The 13,532-nt window shown below is 72.6% G+C and carries 13 protein-coding genes; 10 read left to right on the top strand and 3 right to left on the bottom strand.

All coding sequences use genetic code 11. From position 1 onward, the window contains the following. Nucleotides 1-14 precede the first annotated feature (14 nt). On the top strand, nucleotides 15-1,550 hold the full coding sequence (gene hutH / locus AW273_RS28000; protein WP_062354325.1) for a histidine ammonia-lyase: 1,536 nt from the start codon (nucleotides 15-17) through the stop codon (nucleotides 1,548-1,550). A 60-nt stretch (nucleotides 1,551-1,610) separates the two neighbouring features. Here hutH and AW273_RS38880 read toward each other — a convergent pair whose 3' ends face one another. Together AW273_RS38880 and AW273_RS27990 are read right to left on the bottom strand one after the other, a co-directional pair. After that, a complete protein-coding gene (locus AW273_RS38880) occupies nucleotides 1,611-2,000 on the bottom strand; it encodes a RidA family protein (RefSeq protein WP_062354322.1) in 390 nt (129 codons plus the stop codon). Continuing rightward, entirely contained in the window at nucleotides 1,997-2,791 is a 795-nt protein-coding gene (locus AW273_RS27990) for an NAD(P)-dependent oxidoreductase (RefSeq protein WP_083950100.1), read from the bottom strand. The genes AW273_RS38880 and AW273_RS27990 overlap by 4 nt, the downstream gene beginning before the upstream one ends. Nucleotides 2,792-2,908: 117 nt before the next feature. Between AW273_RS27990 and AW273_RS27985 the strand changes: the two genes are divergently transcribed. The 4 genes from AW273_RS27985 to AW273_RS27970 are packed head-to-tail and all read left to right on the top strand — an operon-like array spanning nucleotide 2,909 to nucleotide 6,266. Continuing rightward, nucleotides 2,909-3,850, top strand: coding sequence for a LysR family transcriptional regulator (locus AW273_RS27985; RefSeq protein ID WP_062354316.1), 942 nt, complete (start codon nucleotides 2,909-2,911; stop codon nucleotides 3,848-3,850). Continuing rightward, nucleotides 3,802-4,800 carry a chorismate-binding protein gene (locus AW273_RS27980; protein ID WP_062354313.1) on the top strand — a complete coding sequence of 333 codons (999 nt, stop codon included), beginning with the start codon at nucleotides 3,802-3,804 and terminating at the stop codon, nucleotides 4,798-4,800. Before AW273_RS27985 ends, AW273_RS27980 begins: the two co-directional genes overlap by 49 nt. 9 nt (nucleotides 4,801-4,809) lie before the next feature. Next, complete coding sequence (locus tag AW273_RS27975; protein WP_062354311.1) at nucleotides 4,810-5,643, top strand: aminotransferase class IV; 834 nt, start codon at nucleotides 4,810-4,812, stop codon at nucleotides 5,641-5,643. Continuing rightward, the gene (locus AW273_RS27970) at nucleotides 5,640-6,266 is read left to right on the top strand and encodes a DUF305 domain-containing protein (protein WP_062354308.1); all 627 of its coding nucleotides are present in this window, start codon (nucleotides 5,640-5,642) and stop codon (nucleotides 6,264-6,266) included. Before AW273_RS27975 ends, AW273_RS27970 begins: the two co-directional genes overlap by 4 nt. 4 nt (nucleotides 6,267-6,270) lie before the next feature. Here the strand turns inward: AW273_RS27970 and AW273_RS27965 are convergent, their stop codons facing one another. Further along, on the bottom strand, nucleotides 6,271-6,960 hold the full coding sequence (locus tag AW273_RS27965) for a sulfotransferase family protein (RefSeq protein WP_062354305.1): 690 nt from the start codon (nucleotides 6,958-6,960) through the stop codon (nucleotides 6,271-6,273). Between the two features lie 91 nt (nucleotides 6,961-7,051). Between AW273_RS27965 and AW273_RS27960 the strand changes: the two genes are divergently transcribed. From AW273_RS27960 to AW273_RS27940, 5 genes are read left to right on the top strand one after another with little or no spacing between them, the layout of a single operon-like run. Beyond that, complete coding sequence (locus AW273_RS27960; RefSeq protein WP_062354302.1) at nucleotides 7,052-8,401, top strand: class I adenylate-forming enzyme family protein; 1,350 nt, start codon at nucleotides 7,052-7,054, stop codon at nucleotides 8,399-8,401. Nucleotides 8,402-8,425: 24 nt separating this feature from the next. Continuing rightward, complete coding sequence (locus AW273_RS27955; protein ID WP_062354299.1) at nucleotides 8,426-9,931, top strand: NAD(P)-binding domain-containing protein; 1,506 nt, start codon at nucleotides 8,426-8,428, stop codon at nucleotides 9,929-9,931. Next, complete coding sequence (locus AW273_RS27950) at nucleotides 9,931-10,935, top strand: alpha-hydroxy acid oxidase (RefSeq protein ID WP_062354297.1); 1,005 nt, start codon at nucleotides 9,931-9,933, stop codon at nucleotides 10,933-10,935. Before AW273_RS27955 ends, AW273_RS27950 begins: the two co-directional genes overlap by 1 nt. Continuing rightward, nucleotides 10,929-12,182, top strand: a complete 1,254-nt coding sequence (locus AW273_RS27945; protein ID WP_062354294.1) for a cytochrome P450 — start codon at nucleotides 10,929-10,931, stop codon at nucleotides 12,180-12,182. Before AW273_RS27950 ends, AW273_RS27945 begins: the two co-directional genes overlap by 7 nt. A 5-nt stretch (nucleotides 12,183-12,187) precedes the next feature. Further along, nucleotides 12,188-13,459 carry a cation:proton antiporter gene (locus AW273_RS27940; RefSeq protein WP_063910132.1) on the top strand — a complete coding sequence of 424 codons (1,272 nt, stop codon included), beginning with the start codon at nucleotides 12,188-12,190 and terminating at the stop codon, nucleotides 13,457-13,459. Nucleotides 13,460-13,532 lie beyond the last annotated feature (73 nt).

Genomic DNA, 13,532 nt, shown 5'->3' with positions numbered 1-13,532 from the left:
GCTGAGGGAGCACCATGAGCGAAGTCGTGCCGATCGGAGACCTGACCTTCGAGGACGTCGTCCACGTAGCCCGTCAAGGCGCCCAGGTCACCCTGACCGAGGACGCCATAGCCGAGATGGCCGCGGCCAGAGGCCGCATCGAGGAGCTGGCCGAAGGCGACACCCCGGCCTACGGCGTCTCGACGGGCTTCGGCGCGCTCGCCACCCGGCACATCGACCCGGAGCTCCGCGCCCAGCTCCAGCGCAGCCTGATCCGCTCGCACGCCGCCGGCAACGGCCCCGAGGTCGAGACCGAGGTCGTCCGCGCCCTGATGCTGCTCCGGCTCCGCACCCTCGCCACCGGCCACACCGGAGTCCGCCCCGAGACGGCCAAGGTCCTCAGAGACCTCCTCAACGCCAGGATCACCCCGGTCGTGCACGAATACGGCTCCCTCGGCTGCTCCGGCGACCTCGCCCCGCTCGCCCACGTCGCCCTCACGATCATGGGTGAGGGGAGGGTCAGAGACGCGAAGGGCGCGCTCAGGCCCACAGGAGAGGCCCTCAAGGAGGCCGGCATCGAGCCGGTCGAGCTGGCCGCCAAGGAGGGGCTGGCGCTCATCAACGGCACCGACGGCATGCTCGGCATGCTCATCCTCGCCCTCGCCGACCTCCGCAACCTGCTCAAGACGGCCGACGTCTCGGCCGCGATGTCCGTCGAGGCGCTGCTCGGCACCGACGCCGTCTTCGCCGACGACCTGCAGAGACTACGGCCCCACCCGGGCCAGCGGGCCTCCGCCGCCAACCTGCGGGCGCTGCTCGGGGACTCGGGGATCATGGCGTCCCACCGCGACGGCTCCTGCACCCGCGTCCAGGACGCCTACTCGCTCCGCTGCGCGCCCCAGGTCGCGGGGGCCGCGCGGGACACCGCCGACCACGCCGCGCTCGTCGCCGGAAGGGAGCTCCGGTCGGCCATCGACAACCCGGTCGTCCTCCACGACGGCCGGGTCGAGTCGAACGGGAACTTCCACGGCGCGCCCGTCGGCTACGTCCTCGACTTCCTCGCCATCGCGGTGGCCGACGTCGCGTCGATGGCCGAGCGGCGGACCGACCGCATGCTCGACGTCGCGCGCAGCCACGGCCTGCCCGCGTTCCTGGCGCACGATCCGGGCGTCGACTCGGGGCACATGATCGCCCAGTACACCCAGGCGGCCATCGTGTCCGAGCTCAAGCGGCTGGCCGTGCCGGCGAGCGTCGACTCGATCCCGTCCTCGGCCATGCAGGAGGACCACGTCTCCATGGGCTGGTCGGCCGCGCGGAAGCTGCGCACGGCGATCGACGGGCTGACCAGGGTGCTCGCCATCGAGACGCTCACCGCCGCCCGCGCGCTCGACCTGCGCGCGCCGCACCGGCCCGCCCCGGGGACCGGCGCGGCGCTGGCGCTGCTGCGGGAGTCGGTGCCGGGGCCCGGTCCCGACCGGTTCCTCGCGCCCGAGATCGAGTCGGTCGTGCGCCTGATCGCCTCGGGCGCGTTGGTCGAGGCGGTGGAGAAGGTCACAGGCCCACTTTCCTAGTTACGGCTCCGCCCGCCCCGGCCCCTCCCGCCGTCCCCGCCGCTCACGCCGGGAAGGCGCTCACCGGCCGCTCCCGGCGAGGTCGGCGACGAGTTCGACCTCGACCACGAGGCCCGGCAGGAACAGCCGCGACACCTCGACGGTCGTGCTGGCGGGCGGGGGAGACGGCATGTGACGCCCCCGTACCGCGGCGTGGTCGAGCAGGCCGTCCATGTCGGTGAGGAAGGTCCGGATGTGCACGACGTCCTCGAAGGTGCCCCCTTGATCTTCGAGGATGAGCCGGAGGTTCTCGTACACGACCTCGGACTGTCTGGTCATGTCGCCGGGCCCGACGACCTCGCCGGAGGCGTCGACGGCGACCTGGCCGGAGACGAACAGCAGGTCGCCGGTCCGCGCCGCGTGGGAGTAGCGGCCGTTCGTGGCCGGGACGGTGGGCGGGTTCAGTTTCACGGCAGGTCCAGCAGGGCGGGCACGATGCCCGTGACGTCGCCCTCGCCGTGCCCGGCCTCGGCGGCCTGGGCGTAGCGGTCGCGGGCGGCGGCGGTCAGGGTCTGCACCTCGCCGGGCCCTTCTGTGGCGAGGGTGAGGTCCTTGGCGGCGAGGGCCAGCTTGAACCGGGTCTCCGGCACGCCCTCGTCGACCACCGGGCGCAGCCGTTCGCCGGCCGGGCCGAGCAGGGTCGCGTCGAGCAGGTCGAAGTAGTCGGTGGTCGACAGGCCCAGCCGCCGCACGTAGGCGAGGTTCTCGGCCAGCAGCACCTGCACCGAGAGCTGCCCGGCCATGACGGCGAGCTTCATCTTCGCGCCGGCGCCCAGGTCCCCGTAGTGGTGGACGGTGCCGAACACCCCCAGCACGTCCCTGACCCGGTCGACGTCGGCGGCGTCGCCGCCGGCGATCACACGCAGCTTGCCCTCGGCGGCGGGACCGACCGTGCCGAGCACGGGCGCGTCCACCAGCCGGACGTCATCGGGCAGAAGGGTGCGCACCTCGGCCACGGCGTCGGGCCCGATGGTGGACATCTCCACCCAGATCGTCCCGGCCGACAGGCCCGGCCGGGCCGCTTCGACGACCTCGGCCACGGCGGCGGGGTTGGCCAGCATCGAGATGACGATCGGGGCGCCCGACACCGCCTCGGCGGGCGAGTCGGCCACGGCCGCGCCGTCGAGCTCCCGGCGCGTGCGGTTCCACACGGTCACCTTCTGGCCCGCGGCGACGAGGCGGCGGGCCATGGGGGAACCCATGTTCCCCAATCCCAGAAAAGCGATCACATTTCGACCCTAGCCCCGCTCAAGGCATTCCACCAGCGCGTACATTTCATGGAAAGCATGCGGTAACGGAATACCCAAAAGGGAGCTCCCGTGTTCGACACCGACGCCCTGCGCCTGATCGACGCGGTGGCCCGGCTGGGTTCCTTCACGGCCGCGGCCGTGGAGCTCCAGTACACGCAGTCGGCCGTCTCCCGGCGCGTCGCGGCCCTGGAGTCGCGCGCGGGCGGGCCGCTCTTCGAGCGGCTGCCCCGGGGTGTACGCCTCACTCCCGCCGGCGCCACCCTCCACCGGCACACCCGTGAGGTGCTCGAACGCCTCCAGCGGGCCGAGGAGGAACTGGCCGCCGTCCACCGGGGGACCGGCGGGCGCCTGCGCGTGGGCGCCTTCGCGACCGCGAACGCCGCGCTGGTCCCGGCGGCGCTGAAGGACTACCGCGCCGCCTTCCCCGACGTCGACACCACCCTCATCGAGGGGCTGACCGGCCATCTCGTCGAGCGGCTCGACCAGGGCGCCATCGACGTGGCCGTGGTCAGCGACTATCCGGCCGGGCTCGACGCGCCGCCCTCGATCGCCCTCGAACCGCTGCTGGAGGAGGAGTTCCTCGTCGGCCTGCCCGCCGGCCACCGGCTCGCCGGCCGGGCCGCCATCGACCTGCGCGACCTGCGCGACGACAACTGGATCGAGGGCGCCCGCCCGGGTCAGGGCCTCATGCTCGCCGCCGCGTGCGCCGCCGCCGGGTTCACCCCGAGGGTCGGCATGCGGGTGGGGGAGTGGACGGGCAAGCTCGGCTTCGTCGCGGCCGGGCTGGGCGTGACCCTCGTCCCGGCGCTCGCCACCCAGGGCATGCGGCCCGACCTGGTGCTGCGCCCGATCGCGGCGAACGCGCCGCGACGGACCGTGTTCGCCGCGCTGCCGCGCGTGGCGCTGCCCGCCGCGCGGGAGCTGGCGCGAGTGCTCGCGGGGGCCGCTGGGAGAATGGCCGGATGCACGACGCCTTCGCCCACGTCGCGGGCCGTCTGGCCACCGGCCTGAGCGACGTCGCCACCGATCTGGCCGCCCTCGACGAGGGCGGCTGGTGGGCGGTCGTGGTGGAGTTCGAGGGCAAGGTCACCCTGGCCCGCTTCGACGACGTCCGCCCCGCCCCGCTGCCCGCCCCCAGCGGCCCGTGGATCGGCCCGCGCCGCTCCGAGTGGCGCTCCTCCCTCGACCGGGCCGGCTACGAGGCCGGGGTCCGGGCCATCCGCGACCACATCGAGCGGGGCGAGGTCTACCAGGCCAACCTCTGCCGGGTGTTGTCGGCGCCGCTCACCCACCGCAGCGACCCGCTGGCGCTGGCCGGGCTGCTGGCCGAGGGGAACCCGGCGCCCCACTCGGCGGTGATCCACGTGCCGGGCCTGACCGTGGTGTCGGCCTCGCCGGAGCTCTATCTCGGGCGCAGCGGCCCGGTGATCACCTCGCGGCCGATCAAGGGGACCGGGGAGACGTACGCCGACCTGCTGGAGAAGGACTACGCCGAGAACGTGATGATCGTCGACCTGGTCCGCAACGACCTGGGCATCGTCGCCGACGTCGGCTCCGTGACGGTGCCCGAGCTGCTGGCCGTGGAGGAGCACCCGGGGCTGGTGCACCTCGTCTCGACCGTCCAGGCGACCACCCGGAGGTCGTGGCCGGAGATCTTCGCCGCGACGTTCCCGCCCGGTTCCGTCACGGGTGCGCCGAAATCGTCCGCGCTGAGCATCATCAATACGCTCGAAGCAGCGCCCCGGGGGCCATACTGTGGGGCGGTGGGCTGGGTCGACGCCGATCGGCGCGAGGCCGCCCTGGCGGTGGGCATCCGCACCTTCTGGATCACCGGTGAGGAGATCCGCTTCGGCACCGGTGCCGGCATCACATGGGGCTCCGACCCCGGGCACGAATGGCGCGAGACGGAGCTGAAGGCGTCCCGGCTCATCGCGCTCGCATCCCGCTCAGACGAAGGGTAGAAGGCTCACATGGCGGTTCCCATCTGGGTCAACGGCGATCTGATCGCTCCGGAGAAGGCGGTCGTGTCCGTCTTCGACCACGGGCTCATGGTCGGCGACGGCGTCTTCGAGACGATCAAGGTGACGAACGGCGAGGTCTTCGCCCTCACCCGCCACCTCGACCGCCTGGCCCTGTCGGCCAAGCGCATGGACCTCCCCGAACCCGACACGGCCGCCATCGCCGACGGCGTCCGCGCGACCGTCGCCGCCGCGCCGCGCTGGCCGCTGGGACGCGTCCGCGTCACCTACACCAGCGGTCCCGGCCCGCTGGGCAGCGACCGGGGCTCCGAGGGCACCAACACGATCATCATCGTCGGCGAGCAGAAGCCGTTCCCGGCCACCGCCGACGTGGTCGTCGTCCCGTGGCCCCGCAACGAGCGCGGCGCGCTGAGCGGCGTGAAGTCGACCTCCTACGGCGACAACGCCAAGGCCCTCGCCTACGCCAAGGAGCGCGGCGGCGGCGAGGCGATCTTCGAGAACCTGGCCGGCAACCTCTGCGAGGGCACCGGCAGCAACATCTTCATCGTCAGCGGCGGCCGCCTGATCACCCCGACCCTGTCGTCGGGCTGCCTGGCCGGCGTCACCCGCGCCCTGGCCCTGGAGTGGTACCCCGACGCCGTCGAGGAAGACGTCCCGCTCGCCGCCCTCTACGACGCCGAAGAGGCCTTCCTGACCTCGACGACCCGCGACATCCAGCCGATCGGCCTCGTCGACGGCAAGGCCCTGCCGGTCGGCCCCGGTCCGGTCACCCGCAAGGCGATGGAGGCCTTCGCGGCCCGCTCGGCCGACGACCTCGACCCGTGAGACGTGCCGTCTTAGCGGCCATCGCCCTGACGGCGGTGGCCGCCTGCACCCCCGGCGCGGACGACCCGCGCCCGGTGGTGGCGGGTTCGGGCCCGCCGGTGGTCCTGCCCGGCGCCCCCGGAGAGAGCGGCACCGTCGCGACCCCCGGCCAGACCCTCGGCACCTACGGAGCCGACGTGGCCGCCACCGACGTGCGGTTCGCCGAGGGCATGATCGGCCACCACCGGCAGGCTCTGGAGATGACCGGCCTGGTCGCCGACCGCGCCCAAGACGAGCGGGTCAAAGCCCTGGCCGGCCGGATCACGGCCGCCCAGCAGCCGGAGATCGGCGTCCTGTCCGGCTGGCTCACCCGGCTCGGCCGCGAGATCCCCGCGGGCCACGCCCACACCACCGGCTACGGCATGGCCTCGCTGGAGGAGATGAACGACCTGCGGTCGGCACGCGGGCAGGCGTTCGACCGCCTGTTCCTGACGCTGATGATCCGCCACCACGAGGGGGCGGTGACGATGGCGGGGGAGCAACTGAAGGGCGGCCGCGACCAGTTGATGCGGACACTGGCGCTCGACATCGTGACGGGCCAGCAGATCGAGATCGGCCGGATGCGCGCGCTGCTGGCGGGCTGAGGCCTCAGCGGCCCCGGACGATCAGGCCCAGCGCCCGCCCCGGCCGCTTGGCCCGAAAAGCCGCCCGCTCGTTGGCCCGCGGAAACGGCACGTCCGGCACCGGCACCCCCAGAAACCGGCACAGCGGCTCCCAGCCCTCCCGGCACTCGAACACCAGCAGCCGGTCGGCCGGGATCGTCGCGCGGACCTCCTCGACGTGGCGGCGGAACACCGCGACGCAGTGGTCGCGGTCGGCCACCCGGCCGCCGAACAGCCGGTCGGACACGGTCGCCTTCGACATCCGGGGGAAGATCGCGAAATCGGGCGCCCGCCAGGCGATCAGGCGGCTCATCACCCGGCGCCGCCACGGTTGGGGCGTGCCGGCGTCGATCTCGCGGCGGAAGATGGTCTCGCGGGCGCTGTCGTACCAGCGGCCGGGGTCGCGGACCGTCAGGATCACCTTCGCCGCCGGGTGGTGGGCGGCGAGTTCGCGCCAGTACGACGCCGCCGGGAAGTCGACCGCCGACCGGTGGCCCGCGAAGATCGTGTCCCAGTCGGCCGGCCCCCCCTCGCCCACGTCGAGCCACTGCCTGACCCGGCGCGGCTCGGCGACCACGGTGGACATGTGGTAGCAGGGGCCGAATCCGAGCAGTTCGAGTGCCGCCTTCAGCGACCGGGTGCCGGTCCGGCCGAATCCCGCGCCGATGACGTCCACGAGCGGCCTCCCGGGGGTCTGATCGGGCTCTGATCTCACGGTGGTTGTATCGCGTCCGTCGCCGCTTTCCCAGACCCGAAGGAGACGCGTCATGGTCTTCCCCGCACCGCTGCTGGACCTCCTGCGCGAGGAACCGGACCGGCCGGTCTTCGAGCACGGCTCGCGCGTCGTCACCCGCGCCGAGCTGCTCGCCCTGATCGGCGCGATGGCGGGCACCCTGGACGCCAAGGGCCTGCGCGGCAAGGCCGTCGCGTTCCGCACCTCGGTCACGCCGGAGGCGTTCGCCGCCCAGATGGCCGCGCACGTCCTGGGCTGCCGGGTGGTGGGCGTGCGGCCGGGCTACTCGAAGGCGCAACTGGCCCACGTCCTCGCCATGGACGTCGACCACGTCGTCGACGACACGACCCTGCCGGAGGTGGGGGCCGGCACCTGCCTGACCCCGCTGGGCCGTCCGGGCGACGTCGCGCTGCTGGCCTTCACCAGCGGCAGCACCGGACGGCCGAAGGGCTGTGCCGTCACCTACGGCGCGCTCGACCGGCACTGGGCCTGGCAGCCCGGCGCGTGGTCGCCGGTCGCCCGGGAGATGGCCGCCGGATTCGAGCGGTACCTGCTGTTCGGCACGCTGGCGAGCATGGTCGTCTTCGAGTTCCTCGGCCTGGCGCTGCTCGGCGGCGGCACCGTCGTGATCCCGGTGGACCCGGAGTTCCCCCGCGTCTACCGCGACCTGCGCATCACCGGCTCGATCTTCACCGTCCCGCGGCTGACCCAGATCATCGACACCGGCACCGAACTGCCCGACATGCGCGCCATGATGGTCGGCGGTTCGCCCATCTCCGCGTCCCGGCTGGAGCGGGCGGTGAAGCTGCTCGGGCCGGTGGTCTACCAGGGCTACGGCGCGACGGAGGCCGGCTCGATCTCCATGCTCACCCCGCGCGACCTGCCCGGCAAGGCCTCGACGGTCGGCCGGCCCCATCCGATGGTGCGGGTCAGGGCCCATGAGGGGGAGTTGCTGGTCAGCAGCCCCTACCTGATGACGGGCTACTGGAACGGGGAGGAGAACCCGATCGCCGACGGCTGGTTCCGCACCGGGGACCTGGGCCACGTCGACGACGACGGCTTCGTCCACATCGAGGGGCGGGCGCGCGAGGCCGTCATGGTCAACGCCATGGTCGTCTACCTCGGGCCGATCGAACGGGTCCTGGAGAGCCGTCCCGGCGTCGAGGCGGCCTACGTCGTCGGCGCCCCGGACCGGGCCACCGGCGAGGCGGCGCACGCGTTCGTCGTGGCGAAGGATCCCGACATCGGGGAGCTGAAGGGCCACGTGCGGGAGGAACTGGGGGCCGACCACGTGCCCGCCACGATCACGGTCATCGACGAGGTCCCGCTGGCCGCGTCGGGGAAACCTGACAAGCAGGCCTTACTGGCTCTGATCGTTCTCTGAGAATCGCCCGCCAACACTGGGGGCATGCTGGATTACCTGGTGATCGGCGCGGGACCGGCCGGTCTGCAGATGGGATGGTTCCTGAGGGCGGCCGGAAGGTCGTACACGATCATGGAGGCGGGCCCGGCGCCGGGCACGTTCTTCGCGACCTTCCCCCGCCATCGGACCCTGATCTCCATCAACAAGAAGCACAACGGCACCGACGACCCCGAATTGAACCTGCGGATGGACTGGAACAGCCTGCTGTCCGACGACCCGGAGCTGCTGTTCACCCGCTTCAGCGACCGCTACTTCCCGCACGCCGACGACATGGTGCGCTACCTGGCCAGATTCGCCGAGGGCCTCGACGTCGTGTACGGCTCCCGCGCCCGCCACGTCACCAGGACGGACGGCGGGTTCGCCGTCACCGACGACCACGGCACCGTGCGCACCGCCCGGCAGGTGATCGTCGCCACCGGCGTGAGCCGGGAGAACGTCCCGGCCATCCCCGGAATCGAGCAGGCCGAACAGTACGGCCTGGTCTCCGTCGACCCCAAGGACTTCCTCGACAAGCGGGTCCTCATCATCGGCAAGGGCAACTCGGCCTTCGAGACCGCCGACAACCTGGTCGAGACCGCCGCCGTCGTCCACGTGGCCGGGCCGCACTCGGTCAAGATGGCCTGGCGCACCCACTACGTGGGCCATCTGCGCGCGGTCAACAACAACTTCCTCGACACCTACCAGCTCAAGTCGCAGAACGCCGTCCTCGACGGCGACGTGCGCCACATCGAGCGCCTCGACGACGGCACCTACCGGGTGACCGTCGCGTTCGTGCGGGCCGACGAGGTCACCAAGGACATCCCCTACGACCGCGTCATCGTCTGCGCCGGCTTCGCGTTCGACCGGTCGATCTTCGACGACACCTGCCGCCCGGCGCTGCACGCCAGCGGCCGGTTCCCGGCTCTCACCCCGGCCTACGAGTCGGCCGACGTCCCGGGCCTGTACTTCGCCGGCACCATCACCCAGTCACGCGACTTCAAGCGCGGGACCAGCGGCTTCATCCACGGTTTCCGGTACGGCGCGCGCGCCCTCCACCGCGTCCTGGAGGAGCGGCACCACGACGTCCCGTGGCCCGCCAGGGAGGTCGGCGCCGACCCGAAGGCGATGGCGCAGGCGGTGCTCGACCGGGTCAACCGCAGTTCGGCGCTGTGGCAGCAGTTCGGCGTGATCGCCGACGTGATCACCCACGACGGCCGCTATCTGGAGGAACGCCCGGCCGACCTGCCGATCGAGGGTCCTCACTACACGATCACGCTGGAGTACGGCCCCGGCCACGACCAGGTCGACCCCTTCGACGTGACCGTGGGCCGGATCACCCAGAGCGACGCCGCCCGCGCCGACGAGGGCCACTACCTCCACCCGGTCGTCCGCCACCACCGCCCCGGCGAGGAACCGGCCGTCCACCACGTCACGGAGAACCTGGAGAACGACTGGACCTCCCCGGACGTCCACCTGGAGCCCCTGCGCGCCTTCTTCGCCCGGCGGGCCTGATGCCCTCGTACGAGGCCGTCGCGAGGGCACGCCTCCCGAAGGCCCACTACGACTACTTCGCCGGCGGGGCCGGCGACGAGACCGCCGTACACGAGAACGAGGCGGCGTTCGCCCGGCTGCGGCTGGTCCCCCGCGTGCTCAGCGGCGTGAGACCCGACCTGGCGGTGACCCTGCCCGGTGGCCGTGCGTCCCTGCCGGTGCTGGTCGCCCCGACCGCCTTCCACCGGCTCGCGCACCCCGACGGCGAGCTCGCGACCGCGCGGGCCGCCGCGGCCGAGGACACCGTCATGATCGTCAGCATGGCCTCGACCACCCCGGTCGAGGCCATCGCGGAGACCGGCGCGACCCTCTGGTTCCAGCTCTACGTGCAGCCCGACATGGCCTTCACCGAGCGCGTCGTCGGCCGGGCGGCGAAGGCGGGCTGCCGGGCCCTCGTCGTCACCGCCGACTCGCCGGTGTTCGGCATCCGGCCGCGCGACCTGCACAACGGCTTCCGCGACCTGCCCGAGGGCCTGGCCTGCGAGAACCTCCGCGAAGGCGACGTGGTGCGGCCGATCGAGTTCTCCCCGGAGATCTCCTGGGCCCATCTCGACCGGCTGCGCGAGGTCACCGACCTGCCGCTGATCGTGAAGGGCGTCACCCACCCGGACGACGCCCGGACCGCCGTCGGCCACGGGGCCGCGATGGTCATGGTCTCCAACCACGGCGGACGCCAGCTCGACCGCGTCGCCGCCGCCGTCGACCTGCTGCCCGGGGTCGTGGACGCGGTCGGCGCGGCCGTCCCGGTGACGGTCGACGGCGGGGTGCGGCGCGGCACCGACGTCGTGACCGCGCTCGCCCTGGGGGCCCGCGCGGTGCTGGTCGGGCGGCCGATCCTGTGGGGCCTGGCCGCCGAGGGGGAGCGGGGCGTGCGCGAGGTGCTGCGCCGGTTCCGCGCCGAGACCGAGGTCGCCATGGCGCTCGTCGGCGCCCCGCTCGACCCGAGCGTGGTGCGGCGATGCTGATCCTCGCGGTCCTGTTCGTGCTGAGCCTGCCCTGGTGGCTGCCCGGCCGGGTCGTCGCCCTGCGGCTGCTGGTGTTCGAGCGGGTCAACGGCCAGGACACGGTCACGGTGCCGGTCGAACGGTTCCGCGAGGTCTACTCCCACCCGGCCGCCTCGGGACGCAGCCGGGGCGCGGCCCTGTCCGACCTGTTCTGGTACTGGCTCTCCCCGGGCGCCGACCTGCACCAGGAGCACCTGGAACCGGGGGAGCGCTACGACGCCGTGGCCGCGGCCACGCGGGGGTTCCTGGCGGTCTCGAAGACCACGATCGAGGACCTGGCCGTGCGGTGCGCCCGCCGCGCCGCGCCCGCCTACCGGCTGCGCGACCTGGCCATGCCGGTCTGGGCCGAGTTCTCCTACGGACTCGTCTTCGGCGAGGAGTGCCCGCCGGAGGCCCGCGCCCTGATCGTGGCCAACGCCGACGACGTGGTGACCGCGCTGAAGTGCACGGGCCTGCGGCACATGGACCGCCGCGACCGGCTCACCGCCTATCTCGAAACCCGGCTCGACGACGTCCGGCAGCCGCTCCCCGGCGGCCTGACCCGGCGCGAGCAGGCCCTCTACCTGCAGGGCGTCTTCTTCAACACGGCCGTGGTCCAGATGGCCGAGGCGACCGCGCACCTCGGCATGGTCCTGGCCCACCACAAGGAGACGCAGGCGCGGGCCCGTACCGGAGACGACCGCTTCCTCGACCAGGTCATCAACGAGACCTTCCGGCTCTATCCGCTGTTCGGCGTCGCGCACCGCATCACCCGGGGCGACATGCCCGACATCCCGGACGGGTCGGTGCTCTGCTTCAACTATCCCGACTTCCACCGCGCCGGATTCCCCGACCCGGACCGCTTCGACCCGGGCCGGTTCGAGCACGGCGTCCGCGACCTCAACCACATCCCGTTCGGCATCGCCGCCAACCGGCCCTGCCCGGCCTGGCGCCTGGCGCCGATCGCGCTGCGCGCGGCGTCCCGGGAACTCCTGCGCCGCTGGGAGTTCTCGTCGTCGGCCCGGCACACCCGCTCCCTGCCCAACCGGGGCCCCTGCCTGCTCACCCCCGCCGGCACGCCGCCACCCGCCTGGAGACTCCGGGTCATGGCGGCGCGCGACCGGTGGGAGGACGTCTGGCGCAGCCTCGTCCAGCTCGTGCTCGGCGCCTACATGGTCTGGGACGCCCGCCGCCAGGCCCTCTGCGCCCGCCACTTCGGAGACAGGTGATCACTGTGGACGCGAATCTCGAACTCGTCCTGAAGGTGCTGCCCGCCCTGGTCGTCATCCTGGCCGTCGCCGCGCTCTGCGGGCGGCTGGCGCTGATGGTGCGCCAGCCCCGCGTGCTGGGGGAGATGGTCGCGGGCGTGCTGCTCGGGCCGACCCTGTTCGGCTGGTTGTTCCCGGCCGCGCAGCAGTCGCTGTTCCCGCCCGAGATCAAGCCGATCCTGTACGTCCTGAGCACCATCGGCCTGACCCTCTACATGTTCCTCGTCGGGGCCGGCCTCGACCACAGCGCGAGCAGTCCCGCCCAGGTCAGACGGGCCGGGGTGCTGGCCGTCTCGGGCTTCCTGCCGTCGCTGGCGCTCGGTTTCGGCGCGGGTCTGCTCCTGTACGGCAGCCTGTCGGCCGGGGAGAGCGGCAGATGGCAGTTCGCCCTCTTCCTCGGCGGCGCGTTGTCGCTGACCGCGTTCCCGATGCTCGCCCGCATCCTCTACGAACGCAGCCTCCAGAACTCCCTGATCGGCCGCCTCACCCTGCTCGCCGCCTCGGTCGACGACGCGGTGGCGTGGTGCCTGCTCGCCGTGCTGACCGCCCTCCACCTCGACACCGGCGGCGCCGGCGCGCTCCGCCCGATCGCGCTGACCGCCCTGTTCGCCGTGGTCATGCTGAAACTGGTCGCCCCGCTGCTGCGCCCGCTCGGCGCCCGTTTCGCCGCCACGGGCACGCTGAGCCCCACCATGATGTACGTCGTCGTGCTCGTCCCCCTGACCGCCGGCTGGCTGACCGACTGGATCGGCGTCTACGCCGTGTTCGGCGGCTTCATCGCGGGCCTGGCCATGCCCCGCGACCCGAAGTTCCGCGAAGCCCTGCACAGCCGCATGATGGAGGTCGTCTCCACCCTGCTGCTGCCGGTGTTCTTCACCTTCTCCGGCCTCAACACCCACCTCGACGGCATCGCGGGCGGCACGATGCTGCTGGCCTTCCTGCTGATCCTCGCGGCCGGGTTCCTCGGCAAGTACGTCGGCTGCGCCGTGTCGATGCGCGCCCTGGGCTTCTCGTGGCGCGAGTCGTACGCCGTCGGCGCCCTGATGAACGCCCGCGGCCTGATGATCCTCATCTTCATCAACATCGGCCTGGCCCACGGGATGATCGGCCAGGAGGTCTTCGCGATGCTCGTCTTGGTCGCCGTCATCACCACGGCCGCCGCGGTGCCCCTCTACGAACTCGCCCTGCCCGCCCGCCGGGAGGCCGGAGACCCGGACCGGGAGGATCAGTTGGTGTAAATTTCATCTACTTTCACGAGAACCCCAGGTGACGTCTCCCGGACTCTGGCGCTTCGGTGACAGCGGTGACAGT

The organism is Herbidospora yilanensis (genome assembly GCF_001570565.1).
GTDB lineage: Bacteria > Actinomycetota > Actinomycetes > Streptosporangiales > Streptosporangiaceae > Herbidospora > Herbidospora yilanensis.
Note: the sequence above shows the minus strand (reverse complement) of the source record. Positions and strands in the feature narration are given on the sequence as shown.

Coding starts and splice junctions, on each gene's coding strand:
- AW273_RS27975 (WP_062354311.1), top strand. CDS start 4,810: ATGGCGGTTCCCATCTGGGTCAACGGCGATCTGATCGCTCCGGAGAAG.
- AW273_RS27945 (WP_062354294.1), top strand. CDS start 10,929: ATGCTGATCCTCGCGGTCCTGTTCGTGCTGAGCCTGCCCTGGTGGCTG.
- hutH (WP_062354325.1), top strand. CDS start 15: ATGAGCGAAGTCGTGCCGATCGGAGACCTGACCTTCGAGGACGTCGTC.
- AW273_RS27950 (WP_062354297.1), top strand. CDS start 9,931: ATGCCCTCGTACGAGGCCGTCGCGAGGGCACGCCTCCCGAAGGCCCAC.
- AW273_RS27960 (WP_062354302.1), top strand. CDS start 7,052: ATGGTCTTCCCCGCACCGCTGCTGGACCTCCTGCGCGAGGAACCGGAC.
- AW273_RS27955 (WP_062354299.1), top strand. CDS start 8,426: ATGCTGGATTACCTGGTGATCGGCGCGGGACCGGCCGGTCTGCAGATG.
- AW273_RS27990 (WP_083950100.1), bottom strand. CDS start 2,791: ATGGGTTCCCCCATGGCCCGCCGCCTCGTCGCCGCGGGCCAGAAGGTG.
- AW273_RS27980 (WP_062354313.1), top strand. CDS start 3,802: ATGCACGACGCCTTCGCCCACGTCGCGGGCCGTCTGGCCACCGGCCTG.